General features: G+C 74.1%; 17 protein-coding genes. 12 read left to right on the forward strand and 5 right to left on the reverse strand.

The features are described 5' to 3' along the window. The first annotated feature begins 60 nt into the window (after window positions 1-60). On the forward strand, window positions 61-1,203 hold the full coding sequence (locus ACSNN7_RS15480; RefSeq protein WP_436681483.1) for an MBL fold metallo-hydrolase: 1,143 nt from the start codon (window positions 61-63) through the stop codon (window positions 1,201-1,203). A 75-nt stretch (window positions 1,204-1,278) separates the two neighbouring features. Here ACSNN7_RS15480 and ACSNN7_RS15485 read toward each other — a convergent pair whose 3' ends face one another. After that, window positions 1,279-2,790 (reverse strand): deoxyguanosinetriphosphate triphosphohydrolase family protein, encoded by a 1,512-nt coding sequence (locus ACSNN7_RS15485; RefSeq protein WP_436681484.1) that lies wholly within the window; start codon window positions 2,788-2,790, stop codon window positions 1,279-1,281. 103 nt (window positions 2,791-2,893) lie between these two features. On the opposite strand from ACSNN7_RS15485, the gene ACSNN7_RS15490 reads away from it, so the two are divergent. Together ACSNN7_RS15490 and ACSNN7_RS15495 are read left to right on the forward strand one after the other, a co-directional pair. Then, on the forward strand, window positions 2,894-5,368 hold the full coding sequence (locus tag ACSNN7_RS15490) for a Tex family protein (protein ID WP_436681485.1): 2,475 nt from the start codon (window positions 2,894-2,896) through the stop codon (window positions 5,366-5,368). Between the two features lie 534 nt (window positions 5,369-5,902). Continuing rightward, window positions 5,903-6,337: a hypothetical protein gene (locus tag ACSNN7_RS15495; RefSeq protein WP_436681487.1), complete on the forward strand. Its 435-nt coding sequence runs from the start codon at window positions 5,903-5,905 to the stop codon at window positions 6,335-6,337. Here ACSNN7_RS15495 and ACSNN7_RS15500 read toward each other — a convergent pair. Further along, complete coding sequence (locus tag ACSNN7_RS15500) at window positions 6,300-7,277, reverse strand: DUF389 domain-containing protein (RefSeq protein ID WP_436681489.1); 978 nt, start codon at window positions 7,275-7,277, stop codon at window positions 6,300-6,302. The two genes, ACSNN7_RS15495 and ACSNN7_RS15500, sit on opposite strands and share 38 nt — an antisense overlap. A 59-nt stretch (window positions 7,278-7,336) precedes the next feature. After that, a complete protein-coding gene (locus ACSNN7_RS15505) occupies window positions 7,337-8,707 on the reverse strand; it encodes a lipopolysaccharide biosynthesis protein (RefSeq protein WP_436681490.1) in 1,371 nt (456 codons plus the stop codon). Window positions 8,708-9,050: 343 nt separating this feature from the next. Here ACSNN7_RS15505 and ACSNN7_RS15510 point away from each other — a divergent pair, with 343 nt between their 5' ends. The 7 genes from ACSNN7_RS15510 (at window position 9,051) to ACSNN7_RS15540 (ending at window position 16,129) form a co-directional block, all read left to right on the forward strand. Then, the gene (locus ACSNN7_RS15510; RefSeq protein ID WP_436681491.1) at window positions 9,051-10,184 is read left to right on the forward strand and encodes a DegT/DnrJ/EryC1/StrS family aminotransferase; all 1,134 of its coding nucleotides are present in this window, start codon (window positions 9,051-9,053) and stop codon (window positions 10,182-10,184) included. Next, window positions 10,181-10,861 carry a sugar transferase gene (locus tag ACSNN7_RS15515; RefSeq protein ID WP_436681492.1) on the forward strand — a complete coding sequence of 227 codons (681 nt, stop codon included), beginning with the start codon at window positions 10,181-10,183 and terminating at the stop codon, window positions 10,859-10,861. The genes ACSNN7_RS15510 and ACSNN7_RS15515 overlap by 4 nt, the downstream gene beginning before the upstream one ends. After that, complete coding sequence (locus ACSNN7_RS15520; RefSeq protein WP_436681493.1) at window positions 10,858-11,508, forward strand: NeuD/PglB/VioB family sugar acetyltransferase; 651 nt, start codon at window positions 10,858-10,860, stop codon at window positions 11,506-11,508. The genes ACSNN7_RS15515 and ACSNN7_RS15520 overlap by 4 nt, the downstream gene beginning before the upstream one ends. After that, window positions 11,505-12,698: a glycosyltransferase gene (locus ACSNN7_RS15525; protein WP_436681495.1), complete on the forward strand. Its 1,194-nt coding sequence runs from the start codon at window positions 11,505-11,507 to the stop codon at window positions 12,696-12,698. The genes ACSNN7_RS15520 and ACSNN7_RS15525 overlap by 4 nt, the downstream gene beginning before the upstream one ends. Next, a complete protein-coding gene (locus ACSNN7_RS15530; RefSeq protein ID WP_436681496.1) occupies window positions 12,695-14,002 on the forward strand; it encodes a glycosyltransferase in 1,308 nt (435 codons plus the stop codon). The genes ACSNN7_RS15525 and ACSNN7_RS15530 overlap by 4 nt, the downstream gene beginning before the upstream one ends. Beyond that, entirely contained in the window at window positions 13,999-15,261 is a 1,263-nt protein-coding gene (wzy, locus tag ACSNN7_RS15535; RefSeq protein ID WP_436681497.1) for an O-antigen polysaccharide polymerase Wzy, read from the forward strand. Before ACSNN7_RS15530 ends, wzy begins: the two co-directional genes overlap by 4 nt. 82 nt (window positions 15,262-15,343) lie before the next feature. Further along, complete coding sequence (locus ACSNN7_RS15540) at window positions 15,344-16,129, forward strand: class I SAM-dependent methyltransferase (protein WP_436681499.1); 786 nt, start codon at window positions 15,344-15,346, stop codon at window positions 16,127-16,129. Window positions 16,130-16,180: 51 nt separating this feature from the next. Here the strand turns inward: ACSNN7_RS15540 and ACSNN7_RS15545 are convergent, their stop codons facing one another. Then, entirely contained in the window at window positions 16,181-17,146 is a 966-nt protein-coding gene (locus ACSNN7_RS15545) for an NAD-dependent epimerase/dehydratase family protein (protein ID WP_436681500.1), read from the reverse strand. A gap of 161 nt (window positions 17,147-17,307) precedes the next feature. Between ACSNN7_RS15545 and ACSNN7_RS15550 the strand changes: the two genes are divergently transcribed. After that, entirely contained in the window at window positions 17,308-20,424 is a 3,117-nt protein-coding gene (locus ACSNN7_RS15550) for a M14 family zinc carboxypeptidase (protein ID WP_436681501.1), read from the forward strand. A gap of 89 nt (window positions 20,425-20,513) precedes the next feature. Next, window positions 20,514-21,443 carry an NAD(+)/NADH kinase gene (locus ACSNN7_RS15555; protein WP_436681503.1) on the forward strand — a complete coding sequence of 310 codons (930 nt, stop codon included), beginning with the start codon at window positions 20,514-20,516 and terminating at the stop codon, window positions 21,441-21,443. A gap of 15 nt (window positions 21,444-21,458) precedes the next feature. Here the strand turns inward: ACSNN7_RS15555 and pgm are convergent, their stop codons facing one another. After that, window positions 21,459-23,102 carry a phosphoglucomutase (alpha-D-glucose-1,6-bisphosphate-dependent) gene (pgm, locus tag ACSNN7_RS15560; protein WP_436681504.1) on the reverse strand — a complete coding sequence of 548 codons (1,644 nt, stop codon included), beginning with the start codon at window positions 23,100-23,102 and terminating at the stop codon, window positions 21,459-21,461. Between the last annotated feature and the right edge of the window lies 1 nt (window position 23,103).

The following is a 23,103-nucleotide window of genomic DNA, read 5'->3' on the forward strand; positions in this document are numbered from 1 at the left end:
CGGCCGGAGGGCGGGGCGGTGGCTACCGTGTAAGCGGGAGACGGCGGAGGGGACGTGGCGATGCGGGCACCAGCGGACCGGGAACTCGACCGGGCACTCGGCGGGCGGCTGTGGCGGATGACGGGGCTGGCCGCGGTGGCCGGCCTGGCGTGGGCGGCGCGCGACGTGCCGGCGGCGCTGGGCGGCCGGCTGACCGGAGCCCGGGCGCAACGGGCGGCCCGCTCCCCGCAGTTCCGCGACGGCACCTTCCACAACCGGGCGCAGACCCGCACCATGACCCCCGGCGAACCGGGCCGCAACCTGCTCTGGGAGCTGCTCTTCGGCAAGCAGCGCCGCCGCCCCCGCGCGCTGGTGCCGCTGCTGCGCCCGACCCCGGCGCCGGCCGCCGACGAGCGTGAGCTCAACGTCGTCTGGTACGGCCACGCCTCCGCCCTGATCGAGATCGAGGGGCACCGGGTGCTGCTCGACCCGGTCTGGAGCGAGCGCTGCTCCCCCTCCGGCGCGGTCGGCCCCAAGCGGCTGCACGAGCCGCCGGTACGCCTGGTCGACCTGCCCGCCGTGGACGCCGTCCTGATCTCCCACGACCACTACGACCACCTGGACATGGCCACCGTGCAGGAGCTGACGCGGCGGCAGTCCGCGCCGTTCCTGGTACCGCTCGGCGTCGGCGCCCACCTGGACCGCTGGGGGGTACCGGCGGAGCGGATCGTCGAGCTGGACTGGTCGGAGAGCCACCGGGTGGGCGGGCTGGAGATCACCGCCACCGCCGCCCAGCACTTCTCCGGCCGGGGGCTGCGCCGCGACGGCACGCTCTGGAGCTCCTGGGTCGTCGCCGGGGCGCACCGCAAGGTCTTCTACACCGGTGACTCCGGCTACTTCGACGGGTACGCCGAGATCGGCGCGGAGCACGGGCCGTTCGACGTGACCCTGATGCAGATCGGCGCGTACGACCGGGCCTGGCCGGCCATCCACATGTTCCCCGAGGAGGCCGTCTCGGCCCACCTCGACCTGCGCGGCGGGCTCTTCCTGCCGGTGCACTGGGCGACGTTCAACCTGGCCCTGCACGACTGGTCCGAGCCGGTGGACCGGCTCTGGGCCGAGGCGAAGGCGCGCGACGTGCGGCTGGCGGTACCCCGCCCCGGCGAGCGGGTGGTGGTGGACGATCCGCCGCCGGTGGACGGCTGGTGGCAGGCGGTCGCCTGACGTACCCGCTGACCGGCGCCGGCCCCACCGGCCGGCGCCGGGCGGTGCCCGCGCCCGACGGCGCGGCGGCGGCGGTCAGAGCACGAAGGCGTCGGTCCAAAGGGCGCCGGAGCGACCGGAGAGGGCGTCGAGCATGGCGACCGCCTGGCCGTCGGTGAGCTGGGCGACGAAGTCGACGATGGCCCGGCCCCGGGCCCGGCCGATCCGGTCCGGGGTACGCGGGTGCAGCTCCGCCTCGGCCAGCTCGACCAGGTCGTGCAGCCGGCGCGGCAGCCGGGACTCCTCCTCCGGGTCGAGCAGCCACTCCCAGAGCGCCTCGACCAGCGTGCCCAGCAGCCGGGCCTGTCCCCGCTGGTGCAGGGCCAGGTCCGGGCGGGCCAGCACGAACCGGTGGTGGACGAACTTGAGCACCTGCACCTCGTGCCACTGGGCCGGGGCGAGCAGCACGTGCCCGGAGCGCACCGAGGGCTCGCGGACCACGGTGATCGCGTCCACGAACCGGGTGGTCCAGCGGGCGGAGAAGCGGGCCACGTACTGCTCGGCCTCGATCGAACCGTCGAAGGGCATGGCCAGCAGCCCCTCGACGAGTTCCTGGCGGACGTGCTCGACCGCGGCGGCGAACGCCTCGTCGTCGGCGATCCAGCCGTCCTTGCGGTGCAGCTGGCGGCGCAGCCGCTCGATCGCCGAGCCGGGCCGGCGGGCCGCGCCGGTCAGCGCCGCGTCGGTGACCGCCCGCAGGTGCCCGCCGTCGCGCTGCCAGGCCATCAGTTCGGCGGCCACCGCCCCCTGCTGGAGCACCCCGACCCGGTAGAAGTCCTCCACGTCGTGGATGGCGTAGGCGATGTCGTCGGCGGTGTCCATCACCGAGGCCTCGACGGTCTGCTGCCAGTCGGCGATCCGGCCGGCGAACGGCTCCCGGGCCTGCCGCAGGTCGGCCAGCTCCGTCCGGTACGCGCCGAACTTCGCCGACCCGCTCTCCGGGTCGTCCGGTGGGGCGGCGGCGCCCCGAGGCGCCGGGGTGAGGTGCCGCGGGTGCGGGTCCGGGTGGTCCAGCCGGGTCCACGGGTACTTCAGCAGGGCCGCGCGGACGGCGGCGGTCAGGTCGAGCCCGGTGGTGGCCGCGCCGCGGATCTCGGTGCTGGTGACGATCCGGTACGACTGCGCGTTGCCCTCGAAGCCGTCGGGCAGGCCGAGCCGCTGCCGGGCCAGCCGGTCCAGCACCCGCTCCCCCAGGTGGCCGAAGGGCGGGTGGCCGAGGTCGTGGGCGAGCGCGGCGGCCTCCACCACGTCCGGATCGCAGCCGCCGAGATCGTCGAGGAGCCGGCGGTGCACCGGGTCGGCGGTGAGCCGCTCGGCGATCGCCCGGGCCACCTGGGCCACCTTGAGGCTGTGGGTGAGCCGGTTGTGCACCAGCAGGCCCGAACCGCCCGGGCTGATCACCTGGGTGACGCCGCCCAGCCGGGCGAAGAACGGCGAGGCGACGATCCGGTCCCGGTCGGCCCGGAACGGGCTGGCGGCGAGGTCGCCGAGCGCCCGCGCGCTGCCGCCGAAGAGCCGGCGGGCCCGCAGATCCGCAGGTTGTTCCATGATCGCAACGCTAGCGCAGGCGCGTCGGGCGGGTACGGGGAGCGCCGTCGGGGGCGGGCGGCAGAATGCACCACGGAACCCACAGCGAAGGCGGATCAAGATCGTGACCCAGTCTGTTCATCAGCGGATCGCCGACGAGCTCGGCGTCGCGGAGCGTCAGGTGCGGGCGGCCGTGGAGCTGCTCGACGGTGGCGCCACCGTGCCGTTCATCGCCCGCTACCGCAAGGAGGCCACCGGCCTGCTCGACGACGCGCAGCTGCGCACCCTCGAGGAGCGGCTGCGGTACCTGCGTGAGCTGGACGAGCGGCGGGCCGCGGTGCTGGAGTCCATCCGCAGCCAGGGCAAGCTCGACGAGGCCCTCGAGGCGCAGATCATGGCGGCCGACTCGAAGTCCCGCCTGGAGGACATCTACCTGCCGTACAAGCCCAAGCGGCGGACCAAGGCGCAGGTCGCCCGCGAGGCCGGGCTGGAGCCGCTCGCCGACACGCTGCTCGCCGATCCGGCGCGGGACCCGCGCGAGACGGCGGCCGGCTTCGTCGACGCCGACCGGGGCGTCGCCGACGCCGCCGCCGCGCTGGAGGGCGCGCGGGCCATCCTGATCGAGCGCTTCGGCGAGGACGCCGACCTGATCGGCACGCTGCGCGAGCAGATGTGGTCGCGGGGCCGGCTGGTCTCCCGGGTACGCGACGGCCAGGAGACCGCCGGGGCGAAGTTCGCCGACTACTTCGACTTCGCCGAGCCGTACCCCAAGCTGCCCTCGCACCGGATCCTGGCGATGTTCCGGGGCGAGAAGGAGGGCGTGCTCGACCTGACCATGGACCCGGAGGCCGAGGGTGACGCCGACGCGGCGCCCGCCGGTCCGAGCCGCTACGAGGCGGTGATCGCCGGCCGGTTCGGCGTCAGCGACCAGGGGCGGCCCGCCGACAAGTGGCTGGCCGACACCGTGCGCTGGGCCTGGCGTACCCGGATCCTCATCCACCTCGGCGCGGACCTGCGGATGCGACTGTGGCAGGCGGCGGAGGAGGAGGCCGTCCGGGTCTTCGCCACCAACCTGCGCGACCTGCTGCTCGCCGCGCCCGCCGGCACCCGCGCGACGATGGGGCTGGACCCGGGCCTGCGTACCGGCGTCAAGGTCGCGGTGGTCGACGCCACCGGCAAGGTGGTCGCCACCGACACGATCTACCCGCACGAGCCCCGCCGGCAGTGGGACGCCTCGATCGAGACCCTGGCCCGGCTCGCCGGGGCGCACGGCGTCGAGCTGGTCGCCATCGGCAACGGCACCGCCAGCCGCGAGACCGACAAGCTCGCCGGTGACCTGATCAAGCGGCACCCGCAGCTCAACCTGACCAAGGTGGTGGTCTCCGAGGCCGGCGCGTCGGTCTACTCCGCCTCCGCGTACGCCTCGCAGGAGCTGCCCGGGCTGGACGTCTCGCTGCGCGGCGCGGTCTCCATCGCCCGCCGCCTCCAGGACCCGCTCGCCGAGCTGGTCAAGATCGACCCGCGCTCGATCGGCGTCGGGCAGTACCAGCACGACCTCTCCGAGGTGAAGCTTTCCCGTTCGCTGGACGCCGTGGTCGAGGACTGTGTCAACGCCGTCGGCGTGGACGTCAACACCGCCTCCGCGCCGCTGCTGACCCGGGTCTCCGGCATCGGCGCCGGGCTGGCGGAGAACATCGTGCTGCACCGGGACGCCAACGGCCCGTTCCGCTCCCGCGCCGAGCTGAAGAAGGTGCCCCGGCTCGGCCCGAAGGCGTTCGAGCAGTGCGCGGGCTTCCTGCGCATCCCCGGCGGCGACGACCCGCTGGACTCCTCCAGCGTGCACCCGGAGGCGTACCCGGTGGTGCGGCGGATCCTCGCCGGCACCGGGCAGGACCTGCGTTCGCTGATCGGGAAGAGCACCATCCTGCGCGGGCTGCGGGCCACCGACTTCGTCGACGAGAAGTTCGGCCTGCCCACCGTCACCGACATCCTCGCCGAGCTGGAGAAGCCGGGCCGCGACCCGCGGCCGGAGTTCCGCACCGCCACCTTCGCCGAGGGGGTGGAGAAGATCGGCGACCTGACCCCGGGGATGCTGCTGGAGGGCGTGGTCACCAACGTCGCGGCGTTCGGCGCGTTCGTCGACGTCGGTGTGCACCAGGACGGCCTGGTGCACGTGTCGGCGATGTCCCAGACGTTCGTCAAGGACCCGCGCGACGTGGTGAAGTCCGGCGACGTGGTCCGGGTCAAGGTGCTCGACGTGGACGTGCCCCGCAAGCGGATCTCGCTCACCCTCCGGCTGGAGGACGACGCGGAGGCCGGCCGTCCCGCGTCCGAGGGTGGGCGGCGCGAGCGCGGCGGCCCCCGCGGCGGCCAGCAGGGCGGCCAGCAGACCGGGCGGCCGGCTGACCGGGGTCAGCGCGGTGAGCAGAGCGGGCAGCGCGGCGGCGGGCAGCGCCGTGACCAGGGCGGACAGCCCGGCGGCGGTCGCGGTGAGCGGGGCGGGCAGCGCGGCGGCCCGCAGCAGCGGCAGGGCCGTGGCGCTCCGGCACCGGTGAACGACGCGATGGCCGAGGCGCTGCGCCGCGCCGGCCTGGCCTGACCCACCCGGCCGCAGGGTCCATCACCTGATCGGCGGTGGCGGACCCTGCGGCCCGGGCTGGGCCAGCTGATCACCGTCCGATCCGCCGGGGACGGCGGAGAGCGTGCTGATCGCCAGGACCGGGCGGGGGCCTCACGTAATGGCGGCGGACGTGGCGCCCTCAGGGGCTTCCTCCGAGCGACGTAAGCCCGCCCACGGGCCTGGGCGTCGACAGCAATGGGGCCCTGTCCTCGCCCTGTGGATCTGATGACGTAGACGACTCAGGCCTGCCGGTGAGTCGTCTGCGTCATCAGCTCCACAGCGCCGTACCGGGGTCCCTCCGACCAGGCCGGGAAAGCCGCCGGTGAGGACGTACGTAGCGGCGGTGGTTCGGGCGCCCGGCGAGACGGTGCCGGAGTCGCGGAACGATTCGCGCAGCTCGACGGCCTGGGCAGCGCGAGCGCAACTCGCTGCCGCAGCTCTGCTGCCCGATGATCGCCGGGCGGGCGGGTCCGCCCGGCGCAGCGGGGCGGGAGTGGGCGTACCGTCGCGGGCATGGGTTCCGACGACGGCCTGGACTGGCGGGAGCGGCAGCGACACGCGGTACGGGCTCACGCGGAGGCGGAGGAGCGACGCCGCGCGACCGAGCACGCGGAGGCCGCCGAGCTGGTGGCCTGGTTCGCCGCCGAGGCGACCCGGCGCGGCCTGCCGACCACCCGGCTGACGGCCCGCGCTCACGACGGGCGCGGGAGGTACCGCACCCGCCTCACCGGCTGGTACGTCGACCGGGCCCGCACCCGGGCGGTCGACACCGAGGGCCGGTTCCACCTGCTGAGCGTGCCGCCCCGCCTGCGGTTCCGGCTGTTCGGCGTCGACCCGATGCCCGACCCGGCGCCGCTGGTGCTCGGCCGGGGCGGCCGGGACGGCGAGTCGATCCCGCTCCGGACGCTGCTCAGCCGCCGGCTGGAGGCCGGGGACGACTGGCGGTGAACCCTGCCCGGCGCAACCGCCGGGCCAGGCGCCACCACCAGAACTGCTGCACGGCCAGGGTCGCCAGTCCGGCGAGGACGATCGCGCACAGGTTGATCACCAGTTGGAGGGCCGACCCGCTGGCCTCGTGCCACACCCCGTACGCGGCGGCGACCGCGACGTTCGCGGCGGCCGGCACGGTGGTCACCGAGATCAGCACGCCGACCAGGGAGCCGGACTTCTTCGAGGTGAGCGAGAGCATCCCGGCCACCCCGGCGAGCAGGCCGACCACCCAGGACAGCGCGTCCGGCCGCCAGATGAAGTCGGTCAGCGGCCGCTCGGCCAGCAGCATGTTCCGGTCGACCAGACCGGCGGCGGTCAGCGCCCAGGTGCTCAGCACGGTGGCCGCCATCGCGGTCAGGAAGCCGACCACCAGCGCCTGCACCGACCGGACGACCGTCCGGCCCTTGCGGCGCAGCAGTCCCACGCAGAGCGCGGCGAGCGGGCCGAACTCCGGCCCGACCACCATCGCGCCGACGATCAGGATCGGCTGGTCCAGCAGCACGCCGATCCCGGCGATCATCGTGGCGACGACGATGAGGACCAGGAAGGTGCCGGACAGCTCGGTCTGCTCGCCGGTCTTGGCGGCGATCTCGTCCCAGACCACCGCGTCCGCGCCGCTGCCGGGGGCGTTCTCGGCCGCCCGCTCGGCGGCGACGGAGAGGGTCAGCTCGACGTCGTCGGCGGCGATGCCGCCGCGGGCCTCCACTCCGAGCCGGCGCAACTCGTGCAGCACGGTGTCGGCGCGTTCCCGCACCACGTCGCAGAGGACCAGGTCACCGCGGGGCTGACGGGCGGCGCCGGGCAGCACCACCAGGTGGGTGACCCCCGGGTCCCCGGCGAGCAGGTTGGCGACGGCGGAGGACTGGTCCGGGGGCGCGATCACCCGCAGGTGCAACACGGACGGCTCCCTGGGATCGGGGCGGCGCACGCGCACCGGTGGGTGCGGCGGGCAGCACTCTACCGGCCGACGCCCTCGGCGACGGGTCGGGTGACGGCCGCGTCCGGCGTCTGCGCCGCCGGGGTGAGCGCGCGACGCAGCATGACGCCCTTGACGACCGCCTCGGAGCCGAGGATGACGACCACGGTCAGGGCGGCGCCGACCAGCCCGAGGCGAGGTACGAGCAGCACGCTGACCCCGCCGGCCACCAGCACCGTGACCACTCCCGCGACGAGCTGGTGGGTGAACCGGCGGACGGCCAGCAGCGCCGTGTTGATGGCGAACAGCGCCCCGCTGGCGCAGACGGCCACTGCGAAGACGATGAGCGCGTCGGCGCTCTCGGCGTACGCGGGCCCGTAGAGCGCCCCGAGCACCCGGCGACCGCCGACCGCCGCCGCGAGCACCCCGGCGGCGCCGAGCAGCAGCGCACCGGCGACCAGCCGCGCGACCAACCTGACCAGCGTCCGCCGCTCCCCCCGGCTGAGCATCGCCGACATCCGGGGCAGCAGCACCTGGTACATGGCGGAGAAGAGCATGTTAGCCGCCAGCAGGACGTAGCTCAGCGCAGCGAACACGCCGAGGGCGGCGGCGCCGAGCCGGTGCTCCACCACGTATCGGGGGACGTTCACGCTGAACGAGGCGAGCCCGGACGCGAGCCCCACCGGCAGCGCGGTCACGGCGAGCCGCCACAGCCGGGGGGCGGCCCGGTCCCGGCGGGGTGCGGGGCGCGCGGGCGGCAGCTTCCCCCGTGCCCGCAGCCGCCGCACCGTCCGGAGCGGATAGCCGACGGAGCCGACCAGCGACCCCAGCACGGAGCCGAGCACCGCCAGGCGGAGATCGCCGGTGGCGAGCAGGAGACCTACCGCCGCCGCCAGGGTGATCGTGCCGTTGACGGTCATGGCCCGGCCCACCACCCGGACCCGGCCGCCGCGTTGCAGTACCGCGAAGAAGATCTCGCCGACCCCGTCGAGGGCCTTGGCCACGGCCACCAGGAACACCACCGTGGCGCCGGCGGTGCCGGCGACGGCGGCGAGGAGCCCGATCACCAGGAGGGCGGCGCCGACGCCGGTCAGCCGGGCCCGCAGGTACTCGGCGGGGACGAAGCGGTCGGCCATGTCGGTGACGAGGACCGTGTGCAGGCCCAGCCCGCAGATCAGGACGACCGGCGCGCTGACCGCCAGGCCGAGCGCGTACTGGCCGACCATCACGGGGCTGCCGATCCGGGCCAGCACGAGGATGAGCCCCCACTGGGCCAGGGTCGCGGCGGCCAGTCCGGCGAGGCTCCAGGCCACGTCGGCGGCGTGCCGACGGGGCGTGCCGCCCGCCGCCGGTGGGGCGTCCCGGCCGGGCCGGGGTGGACCGGGAGCGGCATGCGAATCGGCAATACTCATCGTTTTCCGTTTTATCGGATGAATGATTTTCAAGGTGATAAAAGTGTACCGATGGTTCCAGGTCTCCCGGCGGACACGCCGTCCGGAGACCGGGCCGAGGAGCCACCGGGGATGCAGCTGAGCGTGGCGGCCGCTGGGAGCGTCCGCGCCGGAGCCGGTGACCACTCACCGGTTTTCTCCGTTTGACAGGTCGTCGCCCCGATATGCCCCTATCCGGGCGCGCAGAACTTCATCCAGCATTCGACGCTCGATGCACCAACTTCGGAGGCAACGTGCACGTGACGGACACAGCTCGGCGGACGGCGACACCACGGCCGTCCCGCCGCGCGGGAGCGGGTCTCTGATGGCCGCGCCGGTCCTGCTGTCCCCGCCCGACGTCGGGCAGGTGGAGGAGGAGTACCTGCTGCGGGCCCTGCGGTCGGGCTGGGTGGCCCCGGTCGGGCCGGATCTCGACGCGTTCGAGCGGGAGGTCGCCGAGCGGCTCGGTGTGGCGGGTGCCGTGGCGGTCGCCTCGGGCACCGCGGCCCTGCACCTGATCCTGCTGACGGCGGGCGCCCGGCCCGGCACGGCGGTCGTCGTGCCGACGCTCACCTTCGCCGCGACCGCCAACGCCGTGGCGTACACCGGGGCACAGCCTGTCTTCGTCGACTGCGAGGCCGGCAGCGGCAACCTGGACCCGGCCGTCCTGGAGGACCTCCTGCGCCGGCTGCGCGCGGAGGGCACGCCGGTCGCCGCGGTGGTGGCCGTGGACATCAACGGCCGGTGTGCGGACCACGAACGGCTCCGCGCGATCTGCGCGGCCGCCGGCACCCCCCTGCTGGAGGACGCCGCCCAGGCCCTCGGCTCCACCCGGGACGGCCGCCCGGCCGGGTCCTTCGGGCTGGCCGCCGCCCTCTCCTTCAACGGCAACAAGGTGATGACCACGTCGGGCGGCGGCATGGTCGTGTCGGACGACCCGGCGCTGCTGGCCCGCTGCCGGCACCTGTCGACGCAGGCCCGGGAGCCCGTCGCCCACTACGAACACCGCGAGGTCGGCTACAACTACCGGCTCAGCAACCTGCTCGCCGCACTCGGCCGCGCCCAGCTCACCCGCCTCGACGAGATGATCAACCGGCGGCGGCTGCTGCGGGAGCGGTACGCCAAGCTCTTCGCCGACGTGCCGGGCACCCGCATCCTCGGCGAGCCGGACGCGGAGAGCAACTGCTGGCTGACCACCCTCGTCGTGGACGACGGGGTCACCGGCTGGACCGCCGCCGAACTGGGCGCCCACCTGGCCCGGCACGACATCGAGACGCGTCCGATGTGGAAGCCGATGCACCAGCAGCCGGTCTACCGCGACAGCCCGGCCCTGCTGACCGGCGCCGCCGACCGGCTCTTCGGCAGCTGCGTCACGCTGCCGAGCGGGTCGGCGCTCGGCCCGGCACAGGTGGAGCACGTCATGGCCACCGTGGCGGAGTTCGTCGAGGCGGCCCGGTGAGCCGGACGTCCACGCTGGCCGTCAAGCGGCTGGTCGACATCGGCGTGGCCGCCGTCGCGATCCTGCTCACCGCTCCGGTGATGGCCGTGGCGGCGCTGGCCGTGCTGGTCTGCATGGGCCGTCCGGTGCTGTTCCGGCAACGACGGATCGGGCGGGGCGGCGCGGAGTTCTCGATCCTCAAGTTCCGCTCGATGCGCGCGGGCCGGGCAGACGACCCCCGGCACGACGGGCAACGGCTCACCCCGCTCGGCCGCTGGCTGCGGGCGACCAGCGTCGACGAGCTGCCGAGCCTGCTCAACGTCCTGCGCGGCGACATGAGCCTGGTCGGGCCCCGCCCCCTGCCCGTGTCCTACCGGGAGCGGTACTCGGCGGAGCAGTTCCGCCGGCACCTGGTACGCCCGGGGGTGACCGGCCTGGCCCAGGTCAACGGCCGCAACGCCCTGGACTGGGAGACCAGGTTCGCCTACGACGTCTGGTACGTCGACCACGTCAGCCTTCCGCTCGACCTGCGCATTCTCGCCCGGACGGTGGTGTCGGTGGTACGACGCGACGGCATCGCCGCCCCGGGCGCGGCCACCGCCCACGAGTTCACCGGCGAACCGGCTCTCACCACCGCCGGTTCCGCACCGGCCGGCCCGGGATCCCGTCACCCACTGCTGACAGATCGGCGGTCATGATGAGCCTGGACATCGTCGTCGTCGGCTGCGGCGGCCACGGCAGGGAGATCGCCACCATCGTCCGGGCGGTCAACGGCGCCGCCGCCCAGGCGCCACCGTGGCGTCTGGCCGGCTTCGTCGACGACGACCCGTCGGAGACCAACCGCAAGCGGCTGCAGGCCTTCGGCGTGCCGCACCTCGGCCCGGTGTCCGTGCTGGGCGAGCTTCCCCCCACCACCCACGTCGTCCTCGGCATCGGCGACCCCCGGGTCCGCCAGCGGATCGATCGGCGGGTACGCCCCTTCGGGCTGCCCTCACCCGTCCTCGTGCACCCGGACGCCACCGTCGGCCCCGACCTGGTCAGCGCCGAGGGACTGGTCGTCTTCGCCGGGGCGCGGATCACCACCAACGTCACCGCCGGACGGCACGTCCACGTCAACCAGAACGCCACCGTCGCGCACGACTGCGTGCTCGGCGACTTCGTCTCCGTACACCCGATGGGCACCGTCTCGGGCGACTGCGCCCTGGAGACCGGGTCGCTGGTCGGGGCCGGCGCGGTGGTCCTGCCCGGCCTGCGGATCGGCGCCGGCGCCACCGTCGGCGCGGGTGCCTGCGTGGTACGCGACGTGCCGCCGGACACGATCGTGAAGGGGGTGCCGGCCCGGTGACCGGCGACCCGCGACGGCAGCTCCGCGTCGTCGTCCTGCTCAAGACGGCCCAGGGCGGCCTCTGGGTGCTGCCCCAGGTGGAGGAGTTCCGGCGACGCGGCCACGAGGTGGTGGTCGTCCTCCCGCCCGGCGGCGGGCGGCTCGCCGACGAACTGGCGGCCCGCGGCTTCGACGTCCGGTGCTCGCCGTTCGACTTCCGCTTCCGGCCGTCGCCGTCTCGGATCCGCGACCTGCTCCGGTTGCGCCGGCTGCTGCGGGCGCTGCGCCCCGACGTCGTCCAGTACCACCTGTACGCCTCCGCCCTCGCCGCCCGGATCGCCACGCTGGGCACCGGGACGCGCCGCGTCCACATGGTGGCCGGGCCGCTGTTCCTGGAGTCGGGGCTCATCCGCCTGGCCGAGCGCCGGCTGCACCGCCTCGATCACCTCGTGGTCTGCGGCACCGCCGACACCTCGCGCCGCTACGGTGAGCTGGGTTGCCCGCCGGCCCGCCGGGCGGTGGCCACCTACGGGGTCGACACGAGCCGGTTCGCTCCACCGGCGGACCTCCGACGCCACGCCGAGATCAGGGCGAAGGTCCGCAGCGAACTGGGCATCGCCCAGGACGCCTTCGTCGTCGTCATGGTCGCCTACGTCTACCCGCCCCGGCGGCTCGTGCACCGGGGATCGGGCATCAAGGGCCACGACGTGCTCCTCGACGCCTGGCGGGAGTTCGCCGCCCGGCACCCCCGGGCGCACCTGCTCCTGATCGGGGCGGGCTGGGGGGCGCGGGGCGAGGCGCACCGGCGGGACCTCGTCGACCGGTTCCGGCTCACCGAGGACACCACGGTGACCTGGCTGACCGGCGTCTCCGACGTCCGCGACCACTACCTCACCGCGGACGTCAGCGTGAGCCCCTCGTTGTCCGAGGGGCACGGGGCGGCGCTGGAGGCCGGGGCCATGGCGGTGCCCTGCATCGTCAGCGACGCCGGCGGGCTCCCCGAGGCGGTCGACGACCGCACCGGGTGGGTGGTGCCGCGCGGTGACGCGGCGGCCCTGTGCGCGGCACTGGCCTCGGCGTACGAGGAGGAGCCCACCGGGCGGCTCCGGGGCAGGGGACGCCGCAGCCGGGACCGGATGCTGGCCCGGTTCGACAACCGCGACTCGGCGGCTACGGTGGCCGACCTGATCGAGTCGGTGGTGGACCGGTGACCCGGGTCGTGGTGACCACCGAGTCCCGGTTCACCCGCACCCCGGACGGCACCGTCTGGACCGGCGACGTGGCCGACCACCGGTTCTGGCGCCGCTACACGGCTGTCTTCGCGTCGGTCCGGGTGGTCGCCCGGGTGGCGGACGTCCCCCGCCCCGGCCCGGCCGACCGGCCCGTCACCGGTGACGGCGTCGAGGTCTGGCCGGTGCCGTCGTACGCCGGCCCGGCGCAGTACCTGCGGGCGCGGGAGCGGGTACGCCGTACCGTCCTGGCGGCGGCCGGGGACGCCGACGCGGTGATCCTGCGGGTGCCGTCGCCGATCGGGATGACCCTCGCGCTCGCGCGCAACCGCCGCGGCCTGCCGTTCGGGCTGGAGGTCGTGGGCGACCCGCACGACGCCCTCGCCCCCGGGGCGGTACGACACCCGCTGCGGCCGGTGCTGCGGCACTGGATGAGCCGGCAACTGCGCCGCCAGTGCGCCTCGGCGGCGGCGCTGTCGTACGTCACCGAGCGCTCGTTGCAGTCCCGCTACCCGGCCCGGCCGGGGGCGTACACCACCGCGTGCTCCAGCATCGACCTGCCGGAGGAGGCGTACGCACCGGCGCCCCGGCCCGCCCCGCAGCGGTCGCGGCTCGTCTCGGTGGGGTCGCTGGCCCAGCCGTACAAGGGCATCGACACGCTGATCGGGGCGGTGGCCCGGCTCGCCGGTGCGGGGCACGACGTCACGCTGACCCATCTGGGCGAGGGCCGGTTGCGCGGCGATCTGGCGGAGCTGGCCGGCCGCCTGGGAGTGGCCGACCGGGTGACCTTCGCCGGCCTGGTCAGCAGCGGACCCGAGGTGTGGCGGCGGTTGGACGAGGCGGACCTGTTCGTGCTCCCGTCCCGCGCGGAGGGGCTGCCCCGGGCGCTGATCGAGGCCATGGCGCGCGGGCTGCCGGCGATCGGCGCCCGGGTCGGCGGTGTGCCGGAACTGCTGCCCCCCGAGGACCTGGTGGCACCGGGCGACCCCGCCCGGCTCGCCGAGGCCGTCGGCGCGATGCTGGCCGACCGGGAGCGGATGGCAATTGCCTCCGCCCGCAACCTCGCCCGGGCGCGGGACTACGCCGCCGCCCGCCTCACCCCGCGCCGCATCGCGTTCTACGAGCAGGTCCGGGAGCTGGCCGAGCGGCGGGCGGCACGGCGGCCCGCCGGTCCCCCGGCGCCGGGCGCGCAGCGGGCCACGACCTCCGGGCCACCCGCCCCGACCAGGACCACACCCGGGACGCCTGCCGAGGCGACGACGCACCGGAGGAAGGCAGTCGAATGAACGTCACCTACACCGTCTGGGGGGCGGTGGCCCTCGGGCTCACCGCCGCGCTGGTCCTGCTGGCCAGGTCCGCGAGCCGCGACGGGCTCGGCTACCTCATTCTCTACGTCGCCTTCTTCGGCCTGGGGCCGGCGGTCAACCACGTGCTGGGCAACGAGATCTTCTCCGGCATCCTCCCGGAACGGATCCCCCAGGCGGTGCTCGGTGTGGCGCTGGCCATCGCGGCGATGTTCGTGGTGGGACTGGTGCTGCCGGCCCGGCGGGCGGCGGCCGACCGGGCCCGGCTCACCGAGGCGTCGCCACCGCTGCCCCTGCTGACCCTCGCGTTCTGGGCGCTCGCCGCCTACGCGGTCGGCCTGCTCGCGCTGCGCGGGCCGGCCTTGCTCGCCGGCGACAAGCTGCTCCGGATCGACCTCGCGGGCCCCTGGCACTACCCGTACCTGCTGCTGCAGATCTTCGCCTGCTCGACGTACTTCATGGCGACCACGAGCCGGGCCGGGCGGCTCGCGTACTGGACGAACTTCGCCTGCTACACCACGTACTGCCTGGCGACCAACGAGCGCGACTTCATCTACGTGGCCTTCGGGCTGCTGCTGCACCTGCAGCTCTTCCGCACCCGGGGCGTGACGCTGCGGGTGGGCGTCACGGGCGCGCTCTGCCTGCTCGGCGCGGCCTACCTGACCAGCGTCCGCAGCGGGCAGCAGGTGGGCGTGCAGCAGACCTTGAACGAGGGGTCCGTGCTGACGGTGGACACGACGGTGATGTCGCTGGTCCCGTTCATGGTCCCGCACACCCACGGCGCGACCTTCTGGCACTCGTTGACGGCGCTGGTCCCGGGGTTGGACGGGGTGCCCCCGGCGCTCGCCGACTGGTTCGTGGGGCAGGTGGCCGCCGGGTCCGGGAGCGGGTACGGCTTCACCCTCACCGGCGAGGCGTATCTCAACTTCGGCATGCTGGGCATCCCGGTCCTCTTCGCGCTCCTCGCCGCCGCCGCCCGGCTGCTGATGAACAACGTCGACCGCGGCCCGTTCACGGCCTACCTGAGCATGCTCTTCGTCGTCAGCCTGATGTACAACATCCGCGGCGAGAGCCGCGCGCTCATCGCCACCCTCGTCTACGGCCTGCTCTTCTACGGCCTGCTGCACCTGATCCGGTCCCGGCTGGCCCCGGCGCGGCCGGCACCGGCGGGCCCACCGGCATCGGCGACGGCGGCGGCCGGCCAACCGGCACCCGCGGTCGCCACCGGCAGCCGCCGCTGACCGGCGGACGTCACCCGCCCACCCGCAACCTCGCCACATCCACCACCGGCCGGCTCGGCCGCCGGTCGGGAAAGGACCGATCGTGAGTCACGACAACCATCTGACGACCGCCGACACCTGGGACGGCATCTGGACCGGCCGGCAGCGCAACCAGGGGGTCACCCGCACCAAGGAGCGGCTGCGCCACACCCGCACCTGGCGGCGGCTGCTCACCGAACTGCTGGACAGCACCGGCCGGACCGGGCCGGTCGACGTGCTGGAACTGGGCTGCGCGCCGGGCCGGATGCTGCTGGAGCTGCACGGCCTGCGGCCGGGGCACCGCTACTCCGGGATCGACTATGCCCCGGGAGGCCTGGAGGCGGCCGAGAAGCTGCTCGCCGCGGCCGGCATCCCCGCCACCCTCCACCTGGGCGACATCCGCACCGCCACCGTGCCCCCCGCCGACCTGGCGGTCTCCTTCGGCCTGGTCGAGCACTTCACCGAGCCCGCCGACGCGGTCGGCTACCACCGGCGTTTCCTGCGCCCGGGCGGCACCGCGGCGATCACCGTGCCCAACTACGCGCATCCGCTGACGGCACGCCTGATGCGCAGGTTCTGCCCGGAGACCGCGGCCACGCACAACCTCGCCATCATGTCCACCGACTCGATGCGGGCGGCGTTCGAGGCCGCCGGCTTCACCGACGTGCGGACCGGCGAGGCGGGCGGGCCCCTGCTGCCGAGTTCCCAGGTGCGCCCGGGTTCCCTCGGGACGGCGTACGGCCTGGCCTCCCGCGCCTGGAACCTCGCCTCCAACTTCGGCCCGGAGGGCTGGCCGTGGGCGGCGGTGGTCTGGGGCACCGGCGTGAGCCCCAGTCCCGTCGACGCCTGAACCGGCTCGCACGCGGACGCGACCGCCGGTGTCGCGTCCGCGCGCGGTGCCTCAGCGCGCCGCCGTGCCCGTGGCGGGGACGGCGAGGGTACGGAACCAGTCGATCGTGGCGCGCAGCCCCACCGGCAGCGGGGTGGGCGTCACGTCCGGGAAGAGCTTGCGCAGCGTGACGTTCTCGGCCTGCGAGTGCCGCACGTCCCCCGACCGGGGCGGGGCGTGGCGCACCTCGATCTCCCGCCCGAGCACGGCTTCGATCTCCGCGATCACCGACCGGAGGTCGGTGCGGGTGCCGTAGGCGAGGTTGACCGGCTGCGGATGGGACACCTCCCGCCACACCGCGTCCAGCAGCACCTGGCACACGGTGTCCACGTAGGTGAAGTCCCGCGACTGCAGGCCGTCGCCGTGCACGACGGCGGGCTCACCGGCCAGGGCCGCGTGCACGAACCGCGGGATCACCGCGGCGTACGCGTGGTCGTGCCGCTGCCCCGGCCCGTAGACGTTGAAGAAGCGGAACGCCAGCGTCGACAGCCCGAACGACTCCTGGTAGGCCAGGGCGTACGCCTCGGTGGTCAGCTTGGTGACGGCGTACGGGCTCAGTGGGCGGGTCCAGGCCAGTTCCTGCTTCGGCAGGACGGGGTTGCTGCCGTACACCGAGGACGAGGACGCGACGACGACCTGCCGGACGCCGGCGTGCCGCGCCGCCTCCAGGACGTTGAGGGTGCCGGTGGTGTTCACCCGGTGCGAGCCGAGCGGGTCCTCGACGGACCGGGCGACGCTGGGCAGGGCGGCGAGGTGGACGACGGCGTCCGTGCCCGCGACCGCTCGGCGCAGGCTCGACTCGTCGAGGATGGAGCAGCGGGCGACCTCGACGGGGAGGCCGGCGAGGTTGGCCTCCAGGCCGGTGGAGAAGTCGTCGACCACCCGTACCGCGTAGGTCCCGGCGGCCAGGGCTGCGCGGACCAGGTTCGCGCCGATGAAGCCCGCTCCGCCGGTGATCAGTAGTCGTGTCTGGCTCAACGTGTCGCCCTTCCGTGGCTGTTCCTACCGACACGGGAATAACGGGGCGTAGCGGACTAAGTCACGCTCGGTCCACCCGGCCATCGACTGATCGACGCATTGACATCGCTGTACGTCACATGGAGGCTCGCCCCACAGGTCCTTCCACCGAAGGGGATGCGATGAGACCAACACGGCTGGCGATCGCCGGCGTGTTCACCCTGGTCGGCGCGCTGACGCTGACCGCACCGGCGAGCGCACGGCCACCGTCCGACCCGGGCGGCCGCGACAGCTTGGAGGTGTACGTCGGCACGCTGGACCCGCAACAGCTGGAGAAGCTGCGCGCGTCCGGCGTCGACCTCGGACACGACCACCGCGGCACCGACGAGAACGGGGCCACCCGGGTCGAGACGGTGCTCAGCAAAAGGGAGGCGGCGCGCCTGGCCGACCAGGGCGTGCGGCTGGACGTCAAGAAGGTACGCGGCAAGGAGGCCTCCCGGGCGCTGCGCGAGCAGGCAGCGGCCGGCTGGAACGCGTTCCGGTCGTACAGCGAGCCCGGTGGCCTCCGCGACGAGATCACCGCCACGGCGGCGCGTTTCCCGAAGCTGGCCAAGCTGGAGACGATCGGTCGTACCGTCCAGGGCAAGCCGATCCTGGCGGTGAAGGTGACGAAGAACGCGCGGACCGTGCCGGACGGGCGGCGCCCGGCGGTGCTCTACGGCAGCGCGCAGCACGCCCGCGAGTGGATCACCCCGGAGATGACCCGCCGCCTGCTGCACCACGTGCTGGACAACTACGGCAGCGACCCGGAGATCACCCGGCTGGTGGACCGCACCGAGCTGTGGTTCCTGCCGGTGGCGAACCCGGACGGCTACGACCACACCTTCACCCCGGGCAACCGGCTGTGGCGCAAGAACCTGCGCGACAACGACGGTGACGGGCAGGTCACCACCGCCGACGGCGTCGACCTGAACCGCAACTTCAGCTACAAGTGGGGCTACGACGACGAGGGCTCCTCGCCGGAGCCGAACAGCGACACCTACCGTGGCCCCGCGCCCAACTCCGAGCCGGAGACGAAGGCGCTGGACCGCCTCTTCAAGCGGGTCGGCTTCGAGTTCTTCGTCAACTACCACTCGGCCGCCCAGCTGCTGCTCTACGGCGTCGGCTGGCAGGTCAGCACGCCCACCCCGGACGACGTCATCTACCAGGCGATGGTGGGCGACGACGCGCACCCGGCGGTGCCCGGCTACGACCCGGACATCTCCGCCGAGCTGTACACCACCAACGGCGACACCGACAGCCACGCCACGGTCCGCTACGGCACCCTCGGCTTCACCCCGGAGATGTCCACCTGCCAGGCGGCATCGGCGTCGGACCCGAACGACGAGTGGCGCCCCGAGGACTGCATCAGCGGGTTCATCTTCCCCGACGACGAGAAGTTGATTTCCGCCGAGGTGGCGAAGAACCTGCCGTTCGCGCTGTCGGTGGCGAAGTCGGCGGCCGACCCGGACGACCCGGTGTCGGTGGTCGGCCGCAGCACCCCCGACTTCGTGGTCGACTCCTTCGGCACCTCCTACGGGCGCACCCAGCAGGTCGCGTCGATCACCCGGCGGGCGCTGAAGAACGTCCGGATGCACTACGTCGTCAACGGCGGCCGGCCCAAGACGGTCAAGGTCCGCGAGTGGCGCGGCGGCGAGCGGTACGGCGACACCCACGACGACTACTACGCCGAGCTGCGCGGCACGGTGACCGGCACGAAGCCGGGTGACCGGGTCGAGGTGTGGTTCACCGGGGTCAAGCCGCGCAGCGGCCCGGTGGCCAGCGAGCACTTCACCTACCGGGTGCACACCGACATCGGCGGGGACGTGCTGGTGCTCGCGGTGGAGGACGTGACCGGGCTCAGCCCGGCGCAGACCGGCGGCCCGGGGGCGAAGTACGCCGACGAGATCGCCGCGTCCCTGGCCAAGGCCGGCCGCAGCAGTGACGTCTACGACTTCGACACGATGGGCCGGGCCGCCCCGCACCCGCTGGGCGTGCTGTCGCACTACCGGACGGTGGTCTGGGAGACCGGCGACGACGTCATCCTGCGCTCCCCCGGCCAGGTCGGCGGCACCGCCGCCCGCGCGGCCCTGGACACCGAACTGGCCGTGCGCGACTACCTCAACGAGGGCGGCAAGCTGCTGGTCAGCGGCAAGTACGCGCTCTTCGCCCAGGCCGCCAACGGCTCGTACGTCTACCAGCCGGATCCGGCGGTGCCGGAGTGCGCCGACCCGGACGACGCCACCTGCCTGCCGTTGCTGAACGACTTCCAGCAGTACTACCTGGGGGCGTACAACTACGTCAGCGACGGCGGCAGCGACCCGGACGGCACGCCGTACCCGCTGCGCGGCGCGGACGGGGCCTTCGCCGGTTTCACCGGGCAGCTCAACGCGCCCGGCTCGGCGGGGAACCAGGACCACACGGCCTCGTTCCTCACCACGTCGAGCTTCCTGCCCCCCGACAAGTTCCCGCAGTTCGCCAGCTCGGCGGCGGTGGACTGGGCCCGGCCGGGCAGCGCCCCGTTCGACCCCCGCACCGGCGAGTGGTACCTGTACAGCGGGCGGTCCGACGAGTCGTACAAGCGGCTCACCCGCACCGTCGACCTCACCTCGGCGACCAGCGGGGAGCTGCGCTTCTTCACCTCGTACGACATCGAGCAGAACTGGGACTTCCTGATCGTCGAGGCGCACGAGGTGGGCAGCGACAACTGGACGACGCTGCCCGACGCCAACGGCCGCACCGGCACCGAGACCGGCGAGAGCTGCGAGTCGGGCTGGGCGGAGACCCTGCACCCGTTCCTCGCCCACTACCAGGGCGCCGACTGCTCCCCCACGGGCAGCACCGGCAGCTGGAACGCGGCCACCGGCAGCTCCGGCGGCTGGCGGGAGTTCGCCGTCGACCTGTCGGCGTACGCCGGCAAGCAGGTCGAGGTCTCCATCTCGTACGTCTCCGACTGGGGCACCCAGGGCCTGGGTGTCTTCCTGGACGACGCGCGGGTGATCACCGACGGCACGGTCGTCTCGGAGACCTCCTTCGAGACGCCGGACCTCGGTGGTTGGACGGTGGCCGGGCCGCCGCCGGGCTCGGCGCCCGGCGGCAACGACTGGGCCCGTAGCCAGCAGGCGTTCACCGAGGGGGCGGCGGTGGTCACCGACGACACCGTCTACCTCGGCTTCGGCCTGGAGGGGTTGGCCCCGGCGGCCCGGGACGATCTGGTCGCCCGGTCGCTGGCGCACCTGAGCGGACGGCCCCGGCGGTAACGCCGGGTAGGTGCGGCGGCGGTGTCCGACCGCCGCCGCACCTGTCCGTACGGCTGCCGGAGCGGCGGCCCGTGTGATGAGCTGTACCGGTGGCGGGGTTCCTGTTCGGTCTGGTGCTGCATCCCAGCCGGGACGTCTCCGAGGTGGTCGGGATCATCGACCGGTGGGCGGTCCGGCACGGCAAGAGCCTCGCCGTCCGCGCCGAGGACGGGCACCGGGTGCCGCCGTCGGTGGAGCTGGTGCCGGAGGCCGAGCTGGCCCACCGGTCGGACGCGTTGATCAGCATCGGCGGGGACGGCACCATGCTCGGTGCGCTGCGCTCGGCGGTGCGGGACCCGAAGCCGGTGCTCGGGGTGCACCTGGGCAAGCTCGGCTTCCTCGTCGAGGTCGAGCCGCCGGACCTGCCGCGGGCGCTGGACCGGCTGGTCGCCCACGACTTCACCGTCGAGTCGCGCGCCTGCCTGGCCTGCGACGTGTGCGGGGACGACGTGGTGGCGTTCAACGACATCGCCCTGGTCCGTCATCCGGGGTCCGGCTTCGTCACCGCCACCCTCGCGGTGGACGGGCAGCGGTACGGCTACTACCGCTGCGACGCGCTGGTGATCAGCACGCCGACCGGCTCGACGGCGTACAGCTACGCGGCGGGCGGGCCGCTGATCTCGCCGGCGACGCAGGCGCTGGTGCTGACGCCGTCGGCGCCGATGAGCGGCATCTCCCGGTCGGTGGTGCTCTCCTGCGACGAGACCATCCGGTTGGAGCTGCTGCCCGACTCAGCGCCGGTAGCCGTGGAGATGGACGGTGTGATCATCCGGGAGGCCTCGACCGAGGGCGCGGTGCACGTGCGCTACCAGCAGGACGCCGGGCTGGTGGTACGCCTGGACCCCCGCCGCTACCAGGAGCGCAAACAGCTCAAGCTCAGCCTGCTGGACCTGCCGCTGCTGCCGGAGCAGCTGCGCGAGCTGCTGCCGGACGGGATGCGCGAGCACCTGAACCGCCGCGAGCTGCCGCCGCCGCGCTGACCGTGCGCCCCGCGCTCAGGCCTTGGCCAGCACCCCGTCGACGAGCGCCTTCGCCTCCTCCTGGATGCGGGCCAGGTGCTCCGGCCCCTGGAACGACTCGGCGTAGATCTTGTAGACATCCTCCGTGCCGGACGGGCGGGCGGCGAACCAGCCCGACGCGGTGGTCACCTTCAGCCCGCCGATCGCCGCGCCGTTGCCGGGCGCCGCGGTGAGCGTCGCGCTGATCGGCTCGCCGGCCAGCTCGGTGGCGCCCACCTGTTCCGGGGAGAGCTTGCCGAGCACGGCCTTCTGCTCGCGGGTGGCCGGGGCGTCGATCCGGGCGTACGCGGGCGCGCCGAAGCGCCCGGTCAGCTCGGCGTAGTGCTCGCTGGGCGTCCGCCCGGTGGTGGCGATGATCTCCGAGGCGAGCAGGCAGAGCAGGATGCCGTCCTTGTCGGTGGTCCAGGTGCTGCCGTCGCGGCGCAGGAACGACGCGCCGGCGCTCTCCTCGCCGCCGAAGCCGACCGCGCCGTCGAGCAGCCCGGGCACGAACCACTTGAAGCCCACCGGCACCTCCAGCAGCGGACGGCCCAGGTCCGCGGCGATCCGGTCGATCATCGAGGAGGAGACCAGCGTCTTGCCGACGGCCGCCGCCGGACCCCACTGCTCCCGGGTACGGAACAGGTGGCCGATCGCCACCGCCAGGTAGTGGTTGGGGTTCATCAGGCCGCCGTCGGGGGTGACGATGCCGTGCCGGTCGGCGTCGGCGTCGTTGCCGGTGGAGACCTGGTAGTCGGCGCGGGCGGCGATCAGCGAGGCCATCGCGTTCGGCGAGGAGCAGTCCATCCGGATCTTGCCGTCGCCGTCCAGGGTCATGAACCGCCAGGTCGGGTCGACCGTCGGGTTGATCACGGTCAGGTCCAGCCGGTGCCGCTCGGCGATCTCCCCCCAGTACGCGACGCTGGCCCCGCCGAGCGGATCGGCGCCGATGCGCACCCCGGCGGCGCGGACGGCGTCGATGTCGATCGCGGCGGGCAGGTCGTCGACGTAGCCGGCGAGGAAGTCGTACCCGGCGGTGGTGTCGGCGGCGCGGGCCCGGGCGTACGGGATGCGCCGGACCTCCTTGAGGCCGGCGGCGAGGATCGCGTTGGCCCGGTCCTGGATCCACTTCGTGACGTCGGTGTCGGCGGGCCCGCCGTGGGTGGGGTTGTACTTGAACCCGCCGTCGTCGGGCGGGTTGTGCGACGGGGTGATGACGATGCCGTCGGCGAGGCCGCTGGTGCGCCCCCGGTTGTGGGTCAGCACGGCGTGCGAGAGCGCCGGAGTGGGGGTGTAGCCGTCGCGGCTGTCCCGCAGCACGGTGACGCCGTTGGCGGCGAGCACCTCCAGCGCGCTGGCCTCGGCCGGCGCGGAGAGCGCGTGGGTGTCCCGGGCGAGGAAGAGCGGGCCGTCGAGGCCCCGCTCCCGCCGGTAGTCGCAGAGCGCCTGGGTGACCGCGAGGATGTGGTCCTCGTTGAAGGCGTTGCGCAGGGCCGACCCGCGGTGGCCGGAGGTGCCGAAGGAGACCTGCTGCGCCGGGTCGTCGGGATCCGGGTGCTCGGCGTAGTAGGCGGTCAGCAGCCGGGGCACGTCCACCAGGTCGGCGGGCTCGGCGGGCTGTCCGGCACGGGGGTGGGCCACT

Source organism: Micromonospora sp. URMC 105, assembly GCF_051386295.1.
GTDB lineage: Bacteria > Actinomycetota > Actinomycetes > Mycobacteriales > Micromonosporaceae > Micromonospora.

What these genes read in the sequence shown, in the direction of transcription:
- ACSNN7_RS15485 (WP_436681484.1), bottom strand. Translation starts at nt 2,790, where the DNA reads ATGGAACAACCTGCGGATCTGCGGGCCCGCCGGCTCTTCGGCGGCAGC.
- ACSNN7_RS15505 (WP_436681490.1), bottom strand. Translation starts at nt 8,707, where the DNA reads ATGAGTATTGCCGATTCGCATGCCGCTCCCGGTCCACCCCGGCCCGGC.
- ACSNN7_RS15520 (WP_436681493.1), top strand. Translation starts at nt 10,858, where the DNA reads ATGATGAGCCTGGACATCGTCGTCGTCGGCTGCGGCGGCCACGGCAGG.
- ACSNN7_RS15495 (WP_436681487.1), top strand. Translation starts at nt 5,903, where the DNA reads ATGGGTTCCGACGACGGCCTGGACTGGCGGGAGCGGCAGCGACACGCG.
- ACSNN7_RS15480 (WP_436681483.1), top strand. Translation starts at nt 61, where the DNA reads ATGCGGGCACCAGCGGACCGGGAACTCGACCGGGCACTCGGCGGGCGG.
- ACSNN7_RS15550 (WP_436681501.1), top strand. Translation starts at nt 17,308, where the DNA reads ATGAGACCAACACGGCTGGCGATCGCCGGCGTGTTCACCCTGGTCGGC.
- ACSNN7_RS15510 (WP_436681491.1), top strand. Translation starts at nt 9,051, where the DNA reads ATGGCCGCGCCGGTCCTGCTGTCCCCGCCCGACGTCGGGCAGGTGGAG.
- wzy (WP_436681497.1), top strand. Translation starts at nt 13,999, where the DNA reads ATGAACGTCACCTACACCGTCTGGGGGGCGGTGGCCCTCGGGCTCACC.